The 18,698-nt window shown below is 74.1% G+C and carries 17 protein-coding genes and 1 pseudogene; 8 read left to right on the forward strand and 10 right to left on the reverse strand.

Features of this window, described 5'->3' with window-relative positions; all coding sequences use genetic code 11:
- The coding region (locus AB8Z75_RS17655; RefSeq protein WP_369203053.1) for a PTS ascorbate transporter subunit IIC at positions 1-1,595 on the reverse strand (1,595 nt) is incomplete at its 3' end.
- Between the two features lie 83 nt (positions 1,596-1,678).
- Complete coding sequence (locus AB8Z75_RS17660) at positions 1,679-2,647, reverse strand: PTS sugar transporter subunit IIA (protein ID WP_369203055.1); 969 nt, start codon at positions 2,645-2,647, stop codon at positions 1,679-1,681.
- A gap of 300 nt (positions 2,648-2,947) precedes the next feature.
- Between AB8Z75_RS17660 and AB8Z75_RS17665 the strand changes: the two genes are divergently transcribed.
- Positions 2,948-4,108, forward strand: coding sequence for a Vms1/Ankzf1 family peptidyl-tRNA hydrolase (locus AB8Z75_RS17665; protein WP_369203057.1), 1,161 nt, complete (start codon positions 2,948-2,950; stop codon positions 4,106-4,108).
- A gap of 333 nt (positions 4,109-4,441) precedes the next feature.
- On the opposite strand, the pseudogene AB8Z75_RS17670 reads toward AB8Z75_RS17665, so the two are convergent.
- The 3 genes and pseudogenes from AB8Z75_RS17670 to AB8Z75_RS17680 form a co-directional block, all read right to left on the reverse strand.
- A pseudogene (locus AB8Z75_RS17670) lies at positions 4,442-5,344 on the reverse strand (MFS transporter); the annotation flags it as partial.
- A 585-nt stretch (positions 5,345-5,929) separates the two neighbouring features.
- On the reverse strand, positions 5,930-6,460 hold the full coding sequence (locus AB8Z75_RS17675; RefSeq protein WP_369203059.1) for a lytic polysaccharide monooxygenase auxiliary activity family 9 protein: 531 nt from the start codon (positions 6,458-6,460) through the stop codon (positions 5,930-5,932).
- Positions 6,461-6,529: 69 nt separating this feature from the next.
- Complete coding sequence (locus tag AB8Z75_RS17680; protein WP_369203061.1) at positions 6,530-7,366, reverse strand: polysaccharide deacetylase family protein; 837 nt, start codon at positions 7,364-7,366, stop codon at positions 6,530-6,532.
- A gap of 183 nt (positions 7,367-7,549) precedes the next feature.
- Here AB8Z75_RS17680 and AB8Z75_RS17685 point away from each other — a divergent pair, with 183 nt between their 5' ends.
- From AB8Z75_RS17685 to AB8Z75_RS17700, 4 genes are all read left to right on the forward strand, one after another.
- Complete coding sequence (locus AB8Z75_RS17685) at positions 7,550-8,425, forward strand: phosphotransferase enzyme family protein (RefSeq protein ID WP_369203063.1); 876 nt, start codon at positions 7,550-7,552, stop codon at positions 8,423-8,425.
- Positions 8,426-8,677: 252 nt separating this feature from the next.
- Positions 8,678-9,460, forward strand: a complete 783-nt coding sequence (locus AB8Z75_RS17690) for a GntR family transcriptional regulator (protein ID WP_369203065.1) — start codon at positions 8,678-8,680, stop codon at positions 9,458-9,460.
- A complete protein-coding gene (locus tag AB8Z75_RS17695) occupies positions 9,457-10,995 on the forward strand; it encodes an MFS transporter (RefSeq protein WP_369203067.1) in 1,539 nt (512 codons plus the stop codon). The genes AB8Z75_RS17690 and AB8Z75_RS17695 overlap by 4 nt, the downstream gene beginning before the upstream one ends.
- A complete protein-coding gene (locus AB8Z75_RS17700; RefSeq protein WP_369203069.1) occupies positions 10,964-11,209 on the forward strand; it encodes a hypothetical protein in 246 nt (81 codons plus the stop codon). Before AB8Z75_RS17695 ends, AB8Z75_RS17700 begins: the two co-directional genes overlap by 32 nt.
- Here AB8Z75_RS17700 and AB8Z75_RS17705 read toward each other — a convergent pair.
- From AB8Z75_RS17705 to AB8Z75_RS17715, 3 genes are read right to left on the reverse strand one after another with little or no spacing between them, the layout of a single operon-like run.
- Positions 11,206-12,705, reverse strand: a complete 1,500-nt coding sequence (locus AB8Z75_RS17705; protein ID WP_369203071.1) for an FGGY-family carbohydrate kinase — start codon at positions 12,703-12,705, stop codon at positions 11,206-11,208. The genes AB8Z75_RS17700 and AB8Z75_RS17705 overlap by 4 nt on opposite strands.
- 54 nt (positions 12,706-12,759) lie before the next feature.
- Entirely contained in the window at positions 12,760-13,563 is an 804-nt protein-coding gene (locus AB8Z75_RS17710; RefSeq protein WP_369203073.1) for a DeoR/GlpR family DNA-binding transcription regulator, read from the reverse strand.
- 15 nt (positions 13,564-13,578) lie between these two features.
- Entirely contained in the window at positions 13,579-14,253 is a 675-nt protein-coding gene (locus AB8Z75_RS17715) for a histidine phosphatase family protein (protein WP_369203075.1), read from the reverse strand.
- Between the two features lie 125 nt (positions 14,254-14,378).
- Between AB8Z75_RS17715 and AB8Z75_RS17720 the strand changes: the two genes are divergently transcribed.
- The 3 genes from AB8Z75_RS17720 (at position 14,379) to AB8Z75_RS17730 (ending at position 16,733) form a co-directional block, all read left to right on the forward strand.
- On the forward strand, positions 14,379-15,866 hold the full coding sequence (locus tag AB8Z75_RS17720; RefSeq protein WP_369203077.1) for an FGGY family carbohydrate kinase: 1,488 nt from the start codon (positions 14,379-14,381) through the stop codon (positions 15,864-15,866).
- Positions 15,867-16,025: 159 nt separating this feature from the next.
- Positions 16,026-16,532, forward strand: a complete 507-nt coding sequence (locus tag AB8Z75_RS17725; protein WP_369203079.1) for a methylated-DNA--[protein]-cysteine S-methyltransferase — start codon at positions 16,026-16,028, stop codon at positions 16,530-16,532.
- Positions 16,533-16,601: 69 nt separating this feature from the next.
- Positions 16,602-16,733 carry an LPFR motif small protein gene (locus tag AB8Z75_RS17730; protein WP_369203081.1) on the forward strand — a complete coding sequence of 44 codons (132 nt, stop codon included), beginning with the start codon at positions 16,602-16,604 and terminating at the stop codon, positions 16,731-16,733.
- 11 nt (positions 16,734-16,744) lie between these two features.
- On the opposite strand, the gene AB8Z75_RS17735 is transcribed toward AB8Z75_RS17730, so the two are convergent.
- Complete coding sequence (locus AB8Z75_RS17735; RefSeq protein ID WP_369203083.1) at positions 16,745-17,812, reverse strand: zinc-binding dehydrogenase; 1,068 nt, start codon at positions 17,810-17,812, stop codon at positions 16,745-16,747.
- A gap of 169 nt (positions 17,813-17,981) precedes the next feature.
- Positions 17,982-18,629: a methyltransferase domain-containing protein gene (locus AB8Z75_RS17740; RefSeq protein WP_369203085.1), complete on the reverse strand. Its 648-nt coding sequence runs from the start codon at positions 18,627-18,629 to the stop codon at positions 17,982-17,984.
- Positions 18,630-18,698: the final 69 nt, after the last annotated feature.

The following is an 18,698-nucleotide window of genomic DNA, read 5'->3' on the forward strand; positions in this document are numbered from 1 at the left end:
CCGACGGGTGGCGCGAGCCTGGGGTAGCCGCGCGGCCCCGTCTCCGGTCCTGAGGACGTGCCGGAACCCTGCGCGGGAACGCCCGCTTCCGCGCCGGAAGCCCCCGCGTCGGAGGCGGCAGCACCACAGGCGGCGGCTTCGGACGGTGACAGCGCGTCCCGGTGTGCGCCCGGGTCCCAGCCGGGGTCGACGACGCGTTTCTGCACCAGGACGGCACCAGCCAGCACGGCACCGCCGACGACGAGCATGAGGACGATGCCGACGGCGCCGCCCGCCTTGGCGGCGAAGCCGATGAGGGAGCCGAACCAGCCGAAGTCGGCGTCTCCGAACGTCGTGTTCTCGTCCCCGAAGGCCCCGAGCACCTTCATCAGGGTGGCGGGCAGCAGGGTGATCAGCACCCCGTTGCAGAACGCGCCCAGCACCGCGCCCCGCCTGCCACCGGTGGCGTTGCCGAAGACGCCGGCGGCGCCGCCGGTGAAGAAGTGCGGTACGAGCCCGGGCAGCACGAGTGCGAGCCCGAAGGCCGGGCCCAGCACCCAGGCCAGCAGCGCCAGGGTGCACAGTCCGCCGGTGAAGCTGGCCAGGAACCCGACGAGCACCGCGTTGGGGGCGTACGGGAAGACGATCGGCGCGTCCAGCGCGGGCACGGCACCCGGCACCACCTTCTGCGCGATGCCCTGGAAGGCGGGGACGAGTTCGCCGAGGATCGTCCGGACGCCGAAGAGGATGACCGCGACGGAGATGCCGAACTGCAGGCCCTGCATGACCGACCGCATCAGGTAGTCGCCGAGGTCGGCGGCGGGCGCGCCGCCGCCGGTGGCGAACGCCTCGAAGGCGGTGTGCCGCCCCGCCTCTGCGACGTACACCACGGCCATGGTCACGTAGATGAGCAGCATGGACAGCGCGGTGGCGACCATCGAGTCGCGCAGGAAGCGCAGCCCCTCGGGCAGCTTCATGTCCTCGGTACTGCGGCTGCGCTTGCCGACGAGCTGCCCGACGGCGCCCGCCGTCACATAGCCCGCCGTGCCGAAGTGGCCGAGGGCGACGGTGTTGTTGCCCGTGACGCGCTTGGTCCACGGGTGGGCGAAGGCGGGCATCGACACCAGGAGGATGCCCAGCAGTACGCCGCCGACCACGACGACGGCCCACGCCGGCAGCCCGGCCGTCGCCAGCACCATGGTCAGCAGCGTGGCCATGAACAGCATGTGGTGGCCCGTCAGGAAGACGTAGCGCAGCGGGGTGAACCGGGCCAGCAGCAGCCCGAGCCCGAATCCGACGATCATCAGCCAGGCGACACGGGCGCCGAACCGCGCCTGAGCGATGCCGACGATGGCCTCGTTGGTGGGGATCACCCCGTGCGCTCCGGTGGCGCCCTGGATCATCTCTCCCAGCGGCGCCAGCGAGGTGACGACGAGTCCGGCGCCGGCGTTGATGAGCAGGAAGCCCAGCGTCGCCTTGATCGCACCGCCGGCGACCTGCCCCGCCGGCTTGCGCAGGGCGCCGAGTCCGGCCGCCGTGATGAGACCGATGAGGAACGCGGGGACGCTCAGGACCTCGTTGACGAGGAACGTCGCGATTGTGACCAGCCAGTCCATGGAGCCTTCCGCCTCGTGCCGTGGGTGGTGCGGTGGGGGTGCCGGAGGTGGGCGCCGACCGGGAGCGCCCGCCCTCGGGGGTCTCAGACGTCGTAGAGGTCGCGGAGGGCCGCGTCGACCTGTCGGGCGCTGGTGAAGTCCTCCACGACCCGCACCGGGACGCCGATGTCGCCGAGCGCCCTGGCGATCTCCCGCGAGGTGAGGACGGCCACCGCCTCCGCCGCCCTGCCCTTGGCGGAGATCGTGTCGGTGGCCTCGACAGTGACGTGCCGCGTCCAGCCCCAGCGCTCCACCACCCGCTCCAGGGTGTTCTTGAGGAAGAGGCTGGTGCCGACGCCGTTGCCGCACACGGTGAGGATCGTGTGCACCGCCGGGGCGTGCGCGCCGGCGGAACGTCCTCGGACCGTCTCCCCTGCTCGCCGCCCGGGCGACGTGTCCGAGCGCCCCTCGGACGCTGTGTCCGAGCGCTTCTCGGGCGCCGCATCCGGCCGCCCCTCGGACGCCGTGTCCGAGCGCCCCTCGGACGCCGCGTCCGAGCGCTGCCCGGGCGTGCTGTCGGGGCGGTGCGCGGCTTTCGCCTCGCGGGCACCGTGCTCGTCCGGCTCCTCGCCGTCCAGCACCCGGCGCAGCGCCTCAGGTCCCGGCGCCGACCGCAGCGCGGCTTCGGTGGCCGGGTCGCCCAGCAGCCTGGCGAGGGCCGCCATGGCCGCCGTGTGGGCCCCGGAGTCCTCGGCGGCGAGCGCGACGACGAGCGTGACGGGGTCGTTGGCCTCGTGCCCGAAGTGCACGGGTTCGGCCAGCCGTACCCACGCCATGCCGGTACGGCGCACCGCGGGAGAGGGCCGGGCGTGCGCGAAGGCGAAGCCGGGCGCGAGGACGATGTAGGGCCCGTGCTCCTCGACGACTGCGATCATCTCGTCGGTGTAGGCGTCGGTGCCGCTGCCCGTCGCGACCAGCAGGTCACCGGCCGCGCGGAGGGCGGCGCGCCAGTCGGCTGCGGGCGCGTCCAGCCGGATCGCCTCGGTGGGGAGGAGTTCGCTCAGTGACGCCATCCCCGGATATTGGCATGTCCCCGACCCTGCGCACAGCGGCGGGGCGGCCCCGGTTTCCGCGCAGCCGGCGCGGGGCCGTGTCGGCGTCCGGGGCGAGGGGTACCCGCAGGAACCGCGGGTGACCGCGGCACGCACGGGAGGCCCGGGACGCGCGGGACCACCGGGCGCACGGGGCGTCCTGACGTGCGGTGGCCCGGCACGGGCGGACCGGTCCGTCCGGAGGCATCGGCGCCTGAGGGCGACCACGCGCCGGTCACCTCACATGAGCACATCGCCCCCTCGACGACGCAGGGAGGAACCATGCGCCTCGATTCCCTCGCCCCCCTCCTCGACCGGCACGGACCGTGGGCCACCGCCTACGTGGGCACGGCACGGGCCACCGAGACCGCCGGGGACGAGCGCCGCCTGACGGCCCGCGCGGCGGGCGACGAGCTGGCGCGGCAGGGTGCCGGGGCGGCCACCGTGGACGCCGTCACGCAGTACCTGGAAACGCTGTCGCCCCGCACCCAGCCGCAGGGCAGCGTGGTGTTCGCGACGGACGGCGAGGTCGTTTTGGACCTGCCGCTGACGCGGGCGCCCGACCGCACCCAGGTGTGCTGGTCCGCGCTGCCCCACCTGGCACCGCTGCCCGAACTGACCGGTGAGAACCCGCTGTGCCTGACGGCGCGCATCGACCGCACGGGCGCCGACTTCGAACTGGCCGACGCGCGCGGCACCCGGGAGGCCGGGCAGGCGCGCGGCGAGGACTGGCCGGTGCACCGCACCACCACGGGGGAGCCGTCGGAGAAGCACTTCCAGCTGAAGGTGGAGAACACCTGGGAGAGCAACGCGGGGGTGATCGCCGACGCCATCGCCACCCGTTTCCGGGAGACCGGTGCCGACGTGCTGGTACTCAGCGGCGACCCCCGCGAGCGGCGCGCCGTCCACGAGAAGCTGCCCGAGCGGTTGCGGGGCGTCGCGGTGGAGACCTCCCACGGCGGGCGCGCGGCGGGGTCGGCGACCGAGTTGCTCGACCGGGAGACCGAGCGGGCCCGCCAGGAGTTCGTCCAGCGGCACACCGACGACGCCCTCTCCCGGCTGCGCGCCGCCCACACACCGGGCTCCCCGGGCCCTGCCGGCTCCACGGGTGCCGACGTCGCCGAGGGCGTGCCCTCACTGGTGGAGGCGGCGCGGGAACACCGGGTGGGCACCTTGGTGGTGCGGCCCGGCGGGTCCGACCGGGACCGTGAGGTGTGGGTCGGCGACAGCTGCGACCAGGTCGCGGTGCGCCGCTCCGAGTTGCAGTACCTGGGCGCCACCGAGCCCGTGCCGGCCCGTGCCGACGACGCGCTGCTGCGGAGCGCGGCGGCGACGGACGCGGAGGTGCTGGTGGCTTCCCCTCAGGACGACCTGCCGGTCGGCGGCATGGGCGCGGTGCTGCGGTGGACCCACGAGGAGGGCCCCGTCCCCGCCTCGTCGTGAGGCTCGGCGCAGGCGCACAGCGGCGGCTGTGGACAGCGCCGTGGCGCGGAACGGACGAACCGTCCCGCGCCACGGGGTCCCGGCACCTGCTCGGTTGCATAACGCTTCCGACTTGACGCTCTTCCAGGAGGGTGCGGAGGCCGCGACCTCCCACGAGCGGGTGGTGCGGTCGAGCCAGCCGGACAGCAGCCCGAAGCAGGCACCGGTCAGCGCCAGCAGCGCGCCCAGCCAGCTGGGCGAGGTGAAGCCGAAGCCCGCCGCGATCACCATGCCGCCGAGGGAGGCCCCCAGCGAGTTGGCGATGTTGAACGCCGACTGGACGCTGGCCGAACCCAGTTCGGGTGCGTCTCTTCCATGGTCGAGGATGCGTGCCTGCACGCTGGGGATGGCGGCCATGCCCGCGATACCGGTGAGGAACACGTTCACGGCCACCAGTACGGTGTTCTGCGCCGTGACCATGATCATCGCGAGTGACAGCGACAGCGTCAGCAGCGCGCCGCAGATCGTCCGTACCGGCCAGTCGGTGAGGCGTCCGCCGAGGAGCGTCCCCACCGTCATCCCCGCCCCGGCCAGCGCGAGCAGCGCGGTCGCCGCGGTGGGTGTGTAGCCGCTGACCTCGGTCACCAGCGGCTGGATGTAGGTGTAGAACGACGAGGTGCCGGCGAAGCCGAACACCACCACGGCGTAGGCGAGCCAGACCTGCGGCCTCTTGAACAGGCCGAGCTCGCCGCGCACGCTGCCCCGGGCGGGCTCCGGCTGGACGGGGATCAGGGCCGCGAGGGAGACGAGGCCGAACACGCCGATCCCCGCGACGACGATGAACGTCCACCGCCAGCCGACCGTCTGGCCCAGCAGGGTGCCCAGCGGAGAGCCGACGATGTTGGCCATCGGTACGCCGACGAGCACCACCGACAGCGCCCGGCCCCGTCTTTCGGGCCGTACGAGTCCCGCGGCGACGACCGCCCCGATTCCGAAGAACACGCCGTGTGGCAACCCCGCGGTGAGCCGGGCGGCCAACAGGAGTTCATGGTTCGGTGCGAGAGCTGACGCGATGTTTCCGAAAATGAACAGACAGGTCATCGCGAGCAATATCGTCTTACGGCCGACGCGCATACCGGCGACGGTGAGCAGGGGTGCGCCGATGACGACACCGAGTGAGTAGAAAGATACGTAGCCGCCCGCATCGGAGATGCTGACTCCCATGTCGGATGCGGCCTCGGGCAGTAGACCTATCATCACGAACTCGGCCGTGCCGGCGCCGAATGTCGCAATGGCCAAAGCCAGGAGGGCAAGGGGCAACGGGACCTCCTTGCAGGAGTGGGACGTTGGGGTTTCCCGGCTCGCCACGGCGGGCCGTTCTTGCAATGAAGCGTGCCGCAATTCGGGATTAGAGCAAACGGTTTCCCGATAAGGCTGCCCATAATAGGATTCCGCGCCCCTGGCGAACTCGCCCTGGAATCAAGGCAGTCGGGCCGGAGAATCGCCGGGACCCGGTCCGGTGACGCCACTGGATTCGGCGTGTCGCAATCGTGCGCTTCGACTGGCCCACGGGAAAGGAGAGTTGGCCGTGACGCGTGCGACGACTGTGCCGTGAAATCCCGTTGCTAACGCATAACTCCCGCGCGAGAGCGAGTCGCAAACCGCGAATTCCACATGGCGCGTCGCCCGGGGAACCCGAGGAATCGGCCCCGTCAGGACCGGCACGCGCACAACGGCCTCGGCCACCCCGGGGAGGGGGTGGCCGAGGGGGCCCGTCGCACTGAGGGTTGAGCAGCGGACGGACGTGGGGGGATGTCCCGGCGCGGGGCCGGGAGGCGGGCGTCAGCCGCCGATGTTGACGTCGACGCAGGCGTAGAAGGCGTTGGCCGTGTCGGCGATGTTCCACACGGCGAGCACCTTCTGCTTGCCGGTGAAGCCCTGGAAGTCGACGTGGTGCGAGACCTGGTCGGGGGGTATGGCCCCGCCGTCGTCGAACTCGGCGAGCTTCGTGTTGCCGATGAAGTACTGCCAGGTGCTGGTGGCGTGCCTGACGGGCACGTTCCACTTGAAGGTGGTCGAGCTGCCCACGTCGGTGACGTGCCAGCCCTTGTTGTCGTCGCGCAGGTCGGCGAAGCGGGAGTTGCCGCCCGCACAGTCCTTGAGCCCCTTGGGGCCCTCGACACTCTGCGGTTCCCACTTGATCTGGCCGCACTGGACGACGCCGCGTGCGCACTGGTCCTGGCGGCTCGCCGGGTTGGTGACCCAGCCGTGCGCGCCAGCCGGGGTCGCGGTGAGCCCGAGCACCAGCACGGGCGCGAGCCCGACACCTGCCAGTGCCGCTAACTTCCGTTGGATGGACGGCTTCTTGTGCATCTCAGCTCCTTCGGTGAGACGGAGAGCACATCGGGATTGGTCTAGACTTTAGCGGCTGACCGGTCCCGGTCAAGCCTTCGGGAACCCGAAGCCGTAACCCCGATCCTTCAGCCAGGGCAGGAACTGCCGCAGCGCCTCGTACGACTCCGAGCGGTCACCGCCGCCGTCGTGGAAGAGGATCACCGCGCCGTCGCTGGTCTGCTCCTCAGCGTGCCGGAGTATCACGTCGGCGCCCGGGCGCTGCCAGTCACCGGGGTCGACGATCCAGCCCAGCGGACGCATGCCGTGCCCCGCCGCTATCCGCCGGCTGTCCGGCGTGAAGGCGCCGCCCGGCGCCCGGTAGTAGTACACCGGCGCGCCGCCCGACGCCTTGTCGATCATCTTCTTCGCGTCGAGTATCTGCCGCTTCTGATACGCCACCGGCTCGTGGTCCATCCCCGTGTCGTGGTCGACCGAGTGGTCGCACAGCCGGTGCCCCTCGGCCACGATCCGCTTCACGAGCTTCGGATAGCGCTCGGCGTTCGGACCTATCAGACAGAACGTCGCCTTGATGTGGTACTCGCGCAGGAGATCCAGCGTCTTGGGGGTCCACTCCGGGTGCGGGCCGTCATCCAGGGTGAGCGCCACCGTACGGCCGCCCTTCTCCGTGTGATGGCTTATCCCGCGGCTCACCTTCCGCGGGGCCGGCGCACCACCGTGCGGCGCGGCCTTCGGCTTGCCGTGCGGGGCGGCGGCCTGCTGAGGCACCCGCGTGGCCCGCAGGCTCTGCTCCCACCCCGGATGCGCGCCGGACGCCGCGTCCTGGGTGCTCGCCTGGACGAACGCCGTCAGCAGACCCACCGCCACCGTTCCCGCCGCGGCGGCCATCGCCACGACCGACGGCCTGCTGCCCCGCTTGCTGTGCAACTCCTGCTCCCAACTGCCCGTTTTTGCCCGTGCTTGTCAATGATGCAGACCACTTGGGTAGAACCACGGTTGCGCCCAGGAGATGAGAGATACGCCGCATTCCAGCCGGGGCGGCACCTGCCCCCGCGCGGGCACCTGACAGCCTTGAGGACGAACCGACCGACCGCGAGGAGAGCACAGGCGATGGCGAGCAGCGCGACATTCACCGAGGACCTGGCCCGTCAGGTGCTGGCTGCGGCGACCGGCGGCCCCGGCGGCAGCGCGCGGCTGCTGTCGCTCGGCGAGAACGCCGTCTTCGCGCTGGGCGGGACCGTCGTACGGATCGGCCGCACCCCCGAACTGCTGGGCCGCGCGGAGCACGAGCTGCGGGTGGCGACCTGGCTGGAGGAAGAGGGGGTGCCGGCGGTCCGCGCGGTGGAGCCCGAGGCGCGGCTCGTCGGGGACCACCCCGTCACCCTCTGGCAGCGGCTGCCCGCCGCCGTGCGCCCCGCCGGCGCCGCGGACCTGGCCGGACTGCTGCGACTCGTCCACGCTCTGCCCCAGCCGCCCTTCACTCTGCCGCCGCGCGAGCTGCTGGGCGGGATCGAGCGGTGGCTGCGCCTGGCCGGGGACGCCGTGCCCAGGGAGGACGCGGCGTTCCTGCGGGCGCGCAGGGACGACGTCGTCGCCTCCCTGCCCGGACTCGTCCCGCACCTGCCGCCGGGCCCCGTGCACGGCGACGCGCTGCCCCGCAACGTGCACGTCACCGAGCAGGGCCCGCTCCTGGTCGATCTGGAGACCTTCTCCAGCGACCTGCGCGAACACGACCTCGTGGTCATGGCGCTCAGCCACGACCGCTACGGCCTGCCCGAGGCGGAGTACGAGGCGTTCTGCACGACCTACGGCTGGGACGTCCGCGAGTGGGAGGGGTGCGCCGTGCTGCGGGGAGCGCGGGAGACGGCGAGCTGTGCCTGGGTCTCCCAGCACGCGCCGGGCAACCCGGCGGCGCTCGCGGAGTTCCGGCGGCGGGTGGCCTCGCTGCGCCAAGCGGACCCGACCGTGCGCTGGCACCCGTTCTGAGCCGTGCGCCGGCACCCGTTGTGAGCCATGCGCCGGCACCCGTCGTGAGGCGGGCGCCGTCTCCGTTCCGAGGCGTGCGCCGAGGCACGCTGCGAGCCGTACGCGGGCACCGTCGCGCGCTCGGCGACCCCGCGGTGGGCGCGGGTGGCGGAGTCCGCCCGCTCCGCCACGAAACCGCTGCTCAGAGCATCGTTCCAGGTCAGGCGGGGTGGCGTAACTCTGCCGCAACACCGCTCCCCTAGCGTCGGTCCCATGGACACAGAAGCGGACGAGGCAGGTTCCCTGCGAGCCGACCGTGCGCGGCGGGTGGCGAACGTGCTGCGCCGCCAGGTGCTCGACGGCGCCTTCCGCGGCGGAGTGCTGCCGGACGAGCGCGCGCTCGTCGCGGAGTTCTCGGTCAGCCGCAACACGGTACGCGAGGCGCTCGCACTGCTGCGCGACGAAGGACTGGTCGAGCGCCGTCGAGGCGTGGGCACGGTCGTCGTGGGCCGCGCCTACGAGCACCCGCTCGGCGAGCTGGCGGGCCTGGCCGAGGTCCTCCACCACCACGGCAGCGTCGTCAACCAGGTGCGGGAGGCCCGGCTGGTACGGCCACCCCGCGCCGTGGCCCGTCGCCTGGGGCTGGGCGAACAGGACGAGGCCGTCCACCTGGAGCGGCTGCGCAGCCTGGACGGGGTGCCGTTGTCGCTCGACTCGACGTACCTGCTGCCGCAGATCGGGAAGCCACTGCTGGCGCTGGAGAGGGAAGCGCTGGAGCACAGGGACGTCTTCGCTCTCATCGAGAGCGTGGCGGGCGTGCCGCTGGGCGGCGCCGAGGTCTCGGTCCAGGCCGTGTGGGCCGACGCCGCGACCCGCGCCGTCCTGCGGATGCCGGAGAGCGGCGGTGCCGTGCTGACCGTCGAACGGCTGACCAGCCTGGCCGACGGGCGCCCCGCCGACCTGGAGTTCATCCACCTGCGCGGCGACCGGCTCGTGCTGCGCGCCTCGGTGGCGGCGCCCCCGGGCCGCGGGCCGGGTCAGGAGCGCGCCCGGTGAGCGCCCCCGGAAAGGGACGGGGAGCGCCGCGGCTGCTGACGGCCGCGATGTGCCTGTGCGTGACACTCGTCGTCGGCATGGTCTCCGCCATCAACCTCGCCATCCCCGCCCTCTCGGCGAGCGCGCTGCGGCCCTCCGCCGCGCAGGTGGTGTGGGTCGTCGACGGTTACGTCGTCGTCTTCGCCTGCCTGCTGATCCCCGCCGGGGCACTGGCCGACCGCGCCGGGCGCAAGGGCACCCTGCTGAGCGGCATGGGCGTCTTCACGCTGGGCTCCCTGCTGTGCGCGCTGGCGCCGCACGTCGGGGTGCTCATCGCCGGGCGCGCGCTCAGCGGAGCGGGGGCCGCCGCCGTACTGCCGACGACGCTGGCCCTGCTCGTGGACGGCGTCCCCGAGGCCCTGCGCCAGCGCGCCGTCGCCGTCTGGGCCTCCATGACCGGGCTCGCCGCCGTCCTCGGCAACCTCGGCGGCGGAGCCGCGATCCAGTACGGCACCTGGCGGAGCCTCTTCTGGTGCCTGCTGCCGCTCGCGCTGCTCGCCCTGGCGCTGGCGGCCGTCGCGGCGCCCGTCACGGACCGCCATCCCCGGCCACTCGCGCCCGGCAGCACCGCGCTGCTGACGGCCGGCTTCCTCGCTCTGCTGTACGGCATCGTCGCAGGGCCGCAGTCCGGCTGGACGAGCCCGCCGGTGCTGGTCGCCGCGGCGGCCTCCGCCCTGCTGCTGTACTGGTGGGTGCGGCACGAACTCCGCTCCCCGCACCCCCTGCTGGACCCCCGGCTCTTCCTCCGGCCGGCAGTGCGGGCCGGAGCGGTGGGGATGGCGGCGCTGTTCCTCGGCATGTTCGGACTGATGTACGTCAACGGCCAGTACCTCCAGTACGCCAAGGGGTACAGCGCGCTGGGCGCCGGTGTCCGGCTCCTGCCCATGGCCGCGGGACTGCTGGCGGGTCCGCGCTGCGGGCTCCTGCTGGAGCGGCGCGCCGGGCGGCGGGCCACGGCCGCGGGGGGCATGCTCGTCCTGGCCTCGGGGCTGTGCGTGGTCTCCACCGTGACCGCGCACACCCCGTACCCCGTCTACGGGCTGGGCGCCACCCTCACGGCGCTCGGCTGCGGCATCGCCACCCCGCTGCTCTCGCACGCCATGATGTCCGCGCTCCCGCCCGAGCGCGCCGGCACGGGCTCCGGGCTCCAGAGCCTGGCCCGCGAACTGGGCAGCGCTTTGGGCATCGCCGTCAGCGGCACCCTGGTGACCGCGGTCTTCACCGCGCGGCTCCCCGCGGCGCTGCGGGGCCCCGAAGCGCCGAGCACCGTCGCCGAGGCCCGCGCCCGCACGGCGGAACCCGGCCAACTGGAAGCGGTCGTGCACGCGTTCACCGACGGCATGCACACCGCCATGTGGACCCTGGCCGCCCTCATCGCCCTGACGGCCCTCGCCGTCACCCTCTGGTTCCCGCCAGGACACCGCGCCGGTCTGCCCCACCAGCCTGCGGGGCAGACTCCCCACCATGACCAGACCCCGCATCCGCACCGCACCTGACCGAGCGCTGTGGCGCGCGGCCCGGCTCGCGGCCCTCACCGACGCCCCCGACGCCTTCACCAGGGGGCTCGCGGACTGGTACCGGGGCGGGGAGGAGGAGTGGATGGCACGGCTGGCCGACCGACTCCCCCAGCCTCCGGCCCGGGGTGCCCCCAGCCGCGAGAGTGCGTGCCGGGGCCCGCGAGCCCAGCAAGATCCGAACGAGAGGCCCTAAGCGGCGGGCAGCCAGCCGCGCCGGGCCAGCTCGGTGACGAAGCGGCCGTAGTTCTCCTCCAGGGCCGGCTTCTCCCCGGGCACCGGGTCGACGGTCTGGCCGGCGGCGGTCATGTGGCGCGCCGCCTCCTCCAACGACGGGTGCAGCGTGCCGGTGGCGGCCAGCAGGGCGGCGCCGAGGGCGGTTTCGGCGTGCGGCGCGACGCGCAGCGGGATGCCGAGGGTGGTGGCCCGGACGCGGGTCCACAGGGGGCTGCGGCTGCCGCCGCCCGCGGTGTGGAGGGGCGCGGAGACGGGGACGCCGAGCGCGCGGATCCGCTCCAGGGCGAGCCGCTCGAGGAAGGCGACGCCTTCCAGGTCGGCACGGTGCAGGTCGGCGTCGTCGGCCGGGGTGCCGAGGGTGAAGCCGCGGGCGGCGCCGCTGACGAAGGGGAAGCGTTCGCCCGCGCGGCGCAGGGGGTAGCTCACGCAGGTGGCGGGGCCGCGCTCGGCGGCCGAGGCGTCGAGCGCCGCCAACTGCCCGGGGGCGCGGTGGGCGAGGGCTTCGCCGCCGGTGCTGGAGGCGCCGCCCGGCAGCCACCAGCCGTTCGGGTGCCGGTGGCTGTAGAGGGCGCCGGAGGGATCGGTGACCAGGTCGCGGGTGACGCCCTTGAGGACGTACGTGGTGCCGAGGACGCCGACGAACTGTCCCGGGGACACGGCGCCGGTGGCGAGCTGTCCCGCGCAGCCGTCCGTCATGCCGAGCCGGACCTCGCACCCCTGGGGCAGTCCCGTCTCGGCGGCGGCTTCGGCGCAGACGGTGCCGCCCGTGGTGCCGGGCGGCTGGACGGGCGGGAGCCAGTGGCGGGGTATGGCCAGCGCGTCCAGGACGTCGGCCGGCCACTCCTGGGCGCGGGGGTCGTAGCCGGTCTTGAGTGCGTGGCTCCAGTCGGTGGCGATGGGCGCCCCGGTCAGTGCGCGGCCGAGCAGGTCCGGGGTGTGGGCGATGCGGGCGGCGCGCGGGGCACCGGACGCGTGGCGTGCGTACCAGGCGACGCGGCCCAGCGCGGCCGTGGGGCCGACGGTCAGCCCCAGGGCCCGCCACCTGGCGGCGCCGGCTTCCTGCGCGCGGGCGTTGAGGCCGGCCGCCCTGCGGTCGTCGTACATCGAGGCGGGAGCCAGAGGCGTGCCGTCGGCGTCGGTGAGGACGAGGGTGCCCGAGGTGGCGCTGACCGCGACGGCGCTCACCTCGGCGCCGCGCGCGGGCAGCTGCCCGGTGGCCTGGCGCAGCGCCCGGGCTGTCGCCGGCCACCAGAAGGAGGCGTCCTGCTCGCTGCGTCCTTCGCCGTCGCGGACGGGTGGGGGCAGTTCGGCCCGGCCTTCGGCCCGTGCGGTGCCGTGGGCGTCGACGCACAGGACGCGGACGGCGGCGGTGGCGACATCGATTCCGGCGACGACGGGCGAGGGTGCCGGGCCGGTGCCGGGGCGTGTCCCGGTGGCCGGGGTGGTGCTGTGCATGACGGGCTTCCCTTTCCGCGTGTGAAATTCACATCCAGCGTGTGAGGAACGGGTTCACTCTTCCACCCGCGCGACCCGCACCTCGGTGTGCTCCCGCAGGTCGGCCACGAGGCCGTCGGCGACTCCGTCGTCCACCACGACGTGGTCGAAGTCGGCGACCGGGCACAGCCGGTGCAGACCGGTGCGGGCCACCTTGGAGTGGTCCATCAGCAGGGCCCTGCGGTGGCCGGAGGCGAGCATGGCGCGCTTGACGAGGACGACGTCCTGCTCCTGGTGGAAGGTCATGCGCGCGTCCATGGCCGAGGTGCTGACCAGCACGAGGTCGACGGCCATCGCCTCGATGGCCTCCACGCAGGGGACGCCGAGGAAGGAGTCGTGGGTGGGCGAGTACGCGCCGCCCAGCGCGATGAGCCGTATCTCCTCGCACCCGGCGAAGACGTCGACGACGCGGCGGGCGTTCGTCAGCACGGTCAGCGGCGCCTTGTCCCGCAGCAGCGGGCCGAGAGCCAGCACGGTGCTGGAGTCGTCCAGCATCACCGACATGCCGGGCTCGACCAGTTCGGCTGCCGCGCGGGCGACGGCCTCCTTCTGCGGGACGTGGACGCCGAGGCGGTAGTCGAGGTTGCTCTCGAAGACGCTGGTGGGCTGCGCGGAGACACCGCCGCGGAAGCGGCGCAGCACGCCGCGCCTGGCCAGCGCGTCCAGGTCGCGGTGGATGGTCATCACGCTGACGCCCACGGCCTCGGCGAGCCACGTGACGGTGACCGTGCCGTGCGCGAGGACGTGTGCGGTGACGCGTTCCCTGCGCTGTTCCTGAGAGCGGGCGGTGCCGGTGGGCGGGGTCGCGGGGTTCGGCATGGCGGCTCGCCCCGCTCAGCCCGCGGTGGCGGGTGCCGTGCCGGGCTCGTGCCGGGCAGCCGGGGTGCCGGGCGCGGTCGGCACGTTCAGCGAGTGCAGCGCTGTGCGGGCGCCGGCCACCTCGATCTCGGTGACGGCCGCGTTCTCCAGCCGGGGCAGCACGAGCCGGTAGCGGCCCAGGGGGATGCCGAGCATGGCGCACAGCGCGATCCGGAAGGCGGTGTTGTGCGCGACGACGAGCACCGTGTGTCCCTCGTGTGCCGCCGCCACCGCACGCAGCGCCTCGCACACCCGGGCGGCCACCGCGGTGGGCGGCTCGGAGCCGGGGAAGGCGCCGGTCTCGGCGTCCTGCCGGAAGGCGTCGACGAGGGCGGCGTCCTCGGCGGTCATCTCGGCGAGGGTGCGGCCCTCGCCCCAGCCGAAGTCGGCCTCGCGCAGGCCTTCGTGGACGGCCGGCGTGAGGCCGAGCGCCCGCGCGGCGGGGGCGGCCGTGTGCCGCGCGCGCTCCAGCGGTGAGCTGACGACCGCGTGGATCGGTGCCCGGAGCGACCGCTGGTGCGCCCACCGGGCCAGCTCCTCGGCCTGCCGCAGCCCGGCGTCGGTCAGCGGGACGTCCGAGACGCCGGCGTAGCGGTTCTCGGCGTGCCAGACGGTCTGGCCGTGCCGTACGAGCAGGAGCCGGGCGGTCATGCGTCCTCCAGGGCGTGGGAGCGGTGCGGCCATTGGGTTTCTTCACGTGGAGCGCTATAAATATAACAATCTTCTTGTGGAGAAGCGGGAACACTGCGCGACCGCCGTCTGGAGGGCGTACGGCCATGACTGCAACCGCCGGAGCAACGGCCGGGACCATCATCGGTGTCGACATCGGCACCTCCGTCACCAAGGCCGTCGCCTTCGACCGCGACGGCCGCTCCCTGCACACCGCCGCACGGCGCTCCACGCTGCTGCGCGGGCCCGGGGGCGTCGTCGAGCAGGATCTGGAAGAGGTGCTGGCCGGCGTCGCCGAGGTGGTCGGCCAGGCCGCTGCCGCGCTGCCGGGCCCGCCCGCGGCGCTCGCCCTGACCGGGCAGGGCGACGGGCTGTGGCTGCGCGACGCAGAAGGACGCGCGGTAGGGCGCATGATCTCGTGGATGGACGGCCGCGCCGCCCCGCTCGTCGCCCGCTGGCAGCGGGACGGAACCATCGCGGAGATCTTCCGCAACACCGGCTCCGGCACCTTCCCCGGCTGTCACGGGCCGCTGCTGGCCTGGCTGGCCGAGCACGAGCCCGACACGCTGGAACGCGCGGCGGTGGCCGGATACTGCGTGGACGCCATAGCCCAGCGGCTGACCGGCACGGTCAGCGTGGACGCCTCCGACGCCACCCTCCCCTTCCTCGACCCCGTCACCCGCCGTTACTCCCCCGCCGCGCTGGCCGCCTGCGGCGTCGGGGAGCTGGCCCGCCTGCTGCCCGAACCCGCCGCCCCGCACGCCGTGCTGAGACTCGACAAGCACGGTGCGGCACTGCTGGGGCTGCCCGCGGGGCTGCCGGTCACCGCGGGCCCCTACGACCTGCCGGCCTGCGCGCTCGGGAGCGGCGTGCGGGAGCCGGGCGACGGGCTGCTGACGGTCGGCACCACGCTGGCCTGCCAGGTCCTCACCGACCGGGCCGGGCGGACGGGGGACGAGCGGGACGGCGAACCGGCCGGGATGTGGCTGTGCACCCCGCGCACCGACCGCTGGCTGCGGGCGCTGCCCGCCATGGTGGGCACGGCGGGCATCGACTGGGCGCTCGGGGTCGTCGGCGCGTCCACGAAGGAGTTGGAGTCGCTGCTGGAGCGCAGCCCCGCGGGGGCCCGCGGGGTGACGGCGCTGCCGTTCCTGTCCGAGGCGGGGGAACGCGCCCCCTTCGTCTCCCCCGGTGCGCGCGCCTCCTTCGAGGGCATGTCCCTCGCGCACGACCGCGCCGACCTGGTCCGCGCCATGTGCGAGGCGGTCGGCTACGCGGCACGGCACTGCCTGGAGGCGGCGGGGCTCTCCCGGACGCTGGCCGCCTGCGGCGGCGGCACCCGGTCCGCCGGCTGGATGCGCACGTTCGCCGGGATCCTGGGCCGCTCGGTCCGGGTGCCCCTGGAGGCGGAGGTGGGAGCACGGGGCGCGGCCGTCGTCGCGCGCGCAGCGCTGGGTGATCCGGTGGACGAGGAGCGCTGGCACGCGGGGTATCGCCTGGTGGAGCCCGACGAGGAGGCCGGCGCACGGTACGAACAGGGGTACGCGGACTACCGCGCCCGCGTCGAGGCGGCCAGGGCCCGCTGGGACGGATGACCACGTCCCGCTGGACGGGGGCGCGGCGGTCCGTGCCCTCGCCGTGGACGGCGCCTGGTGAGGGCCGCGCCCCTCGGGAGACGCACAGCCCTGTCGCTTTTCCGCCAGTCCCCTCCCCTGGGACCCGCGACACTGGAGCGGAACGAGAAGGGACGCGCCATGCACCGCACGCACACCGTCATCGACAGCCCTCTGGGCCCACTGACTCTGGTCGCGACCGAGGGGACGCTGTCCGGCATCTACATGGAACCTCACCGGCACCGTCCCGCTCAGGAGACGTTCGGCGACAGCGACGCGAGCGCCTTCGGCGCGGCGACGGAGCAACTCGGTGAGTACTTCGCGAAAGAACGCACCACGTTCTCGCTCCCGCTCGCGCCGGAGGGCACCGGCTTCCAGCGCACCGTATGGGCGGCGCTGGGCGAGATCCCGTACGGCGAGACGCTCTCCTACGGGCAGCTCGCCGAGCGGATCGGCAGGCCGGGCGCGGCGCGGGCCGTCGGACTGGCCAACGGGCGGAACCCGATCAGCATCGTCGTCCCCTGCCACCGCGTCATCGGCGCGACGGGGCAGCTGACCGGGTACGGCGGCGGCCTCGACCGCAAACGCCACCTGCTGGACTTCGAGCGCGGCGCGCGCGTACCGCAGGCCGGCGGCGCGCTGCGGTGAAAGTCGGTTTGCCCCGCGCGTCGGCGGCCACCCGTGCGGCGTCAAAGTCCGTCGTTCGAGGAGGACAAGATGCTCCGCGCCATCGCTGATGTGCTTCGCTCGATTGGTGGCGCCATCGCTACCGTCGTCACGCTCCCCTTCCGGGCCGTCGCCCGGCTGCTCGGCGGGGCCTCCCACTCGGCGCGCCGCCGCCGGGTATGAACGACCGGCCGTCAGGGCCGGGTGACAAGCGGCCCGCCGAAGTCCAGCAGGACCTTCGGCGGGCCGCTTCTGCCGCGCTCCAGCAGCGCGAAGGCGTGCCGTACCGCGTCCGCCGACTCGGCCGCGACGACCTCGGCCACCAGCGGCTCGGCCTGGAGCACACCCCGCTCGAAGAGGGCGACCGTGCGGTCGTAGTGACTGATGCCGTGCTGGATGCCGAGGACGTCGACGCCCTGGAGGGACAGTGCGCCGGGAACGAAGGAGACCGGTTCCCTGGCCACCCCCACGAGGGCCACGCGCCCGCCGCGCCGCGCCATGCGCAGCGCGCCGGTGAAGGCCGAGGCGGCACCGGACGCCTCCACGATCAGTGAGTAGGCTCCCGCCGGCGCCTCGTCGGCGTGGTGGGCGGCGTCCGCGCCGCAGCGCAGGGCGAGGTCGAGTCCGGCCTCGTCGATGCCGACCGCGTCGACGGCGGCGGCGTGGTGGTGCGCGAACTGCACGGCAAGCAGGCCCATGGTGCCGGTCCCGATGACGGCCACCCGGTCGTCGAACGTGAGGCGGGCCCGCTGGTACGCCTCCACGATCGAGACGGCCGGCTCGATCAGCGCCCCCGTCCCCTGCGGCAGCCCCGCGGGCAGTGGTGTGAGGGCGTGCGTGGGCACGCGCACGTAGTCGGCGGCGGCGCCCTGAAGTCCGTACAGACCGGTCTCCCGCAGCGCGGTGCACATCTGGGGCCGTCCGGCGTGGCAGGCGGCGCACCTCTCGCAGGGCACCATCGTCCGGCCGACCACGGCGGAGCCGACGGCGGGGGCGCCTTCGGGCGGGTCGTCGGCGTAGGCGGCCACCTCGCCGTACCACTCGTGCCCGAAGACGTGCGGAAACGTCGTCCGTCCGTCCTGCAGGAACGCCGACGTGCCGTGCAGGATCTCCAGGTCGGTGCCGCAGATGCCCACCTGCCGGGTGCGGACCAGCACCGTGCCGGGTTCGGGCGCGGGCACCGGCACCTCGGCCAGATCGGTCTGCGTCAGGCCGGTGATGCGCGCGGCACGCATGGTGCCGCCGGGCCAGTTCCCCTTCAACGGACGTCCTTTCGGGCTGCTCACGAGGCTGGTCGTGCGACGTTGCTCGCGCGGCAACGCCGTGCTCGCGCGCCGCTCGCTCTCCGGTGGATCATGGCACGGGGCCGCCTCGACGCACCGCCCGGGTGCGCGGGTGCCCGGATGCGGTACGGCGTGACGGCGGCCCGACTCAGGCGCGGCGGAGCGCGACGAACTCGTGGGCGTCCTTGGACCAGCTGTCCTCGGCCAGCCAGCCGGAGATCCGGGCGACGCGGTGCAGGGCCGCCGCGCCCACGCGTGCCCAGGGGAAGGGGGTGCCGGCGGCTCCCTTGGCGGACTCCATCCACACGTGCAGCCGCTCGTCGACGTCCTCGGTGGCGACCTCGGCGAGGAGCAGGCCGCCGCGCGGCACCAGCCGGGCGACGCGGCGCAGCAGCAGCGCGGGGTCGCCGCCGATACCGATGTTGCCGTCCATGAGGAGCGCCGTGTCCCAGACGCCCGGCGCGGGCAGGGACTCGAAGACGGAGCGGCGCAGGGCGCTGCCGCCGCGGGCGCGGGTGCGGGCGACGGCGGCCGGGTTGAGGTCGATACCGAGTGAGGGGTGTCCGTCCGCGTGCAGCGCGGTGACGAGGCGGCCCGGGCCGCAGCCGATGTCGAGGACGGTGCCGCGGCAGCGGTCCAGCACGCTCAGGTCGGCCGCGTCGGCGCCTTTGCACCAGCGTTCGACGTCCAGCGCGAGGGACCAGCCGTCGCGGGCGCGCAGGTGGAGCGGCCCACGGCCGTTGCCGATGGCCTCGGTGTAGGGGTCCTCCGTCCAGGCCCCGGCCCGCTCTCTCACGGCCGCGCCTTTCCGGGGGCGCCGGGGAGGTGGGGCCCCGCCGGCCCGGCCCCGGCGSSSCCGGRMMGG

This window comes from Streptomyces sp. PU-14G, assembly GCF_041028275.1.
Taxonomy (GTDB): Bacteria; Actinomycetota; Actinomycetes; order Streptomycetales; family Streptomycetaceae; genus Streptomyces.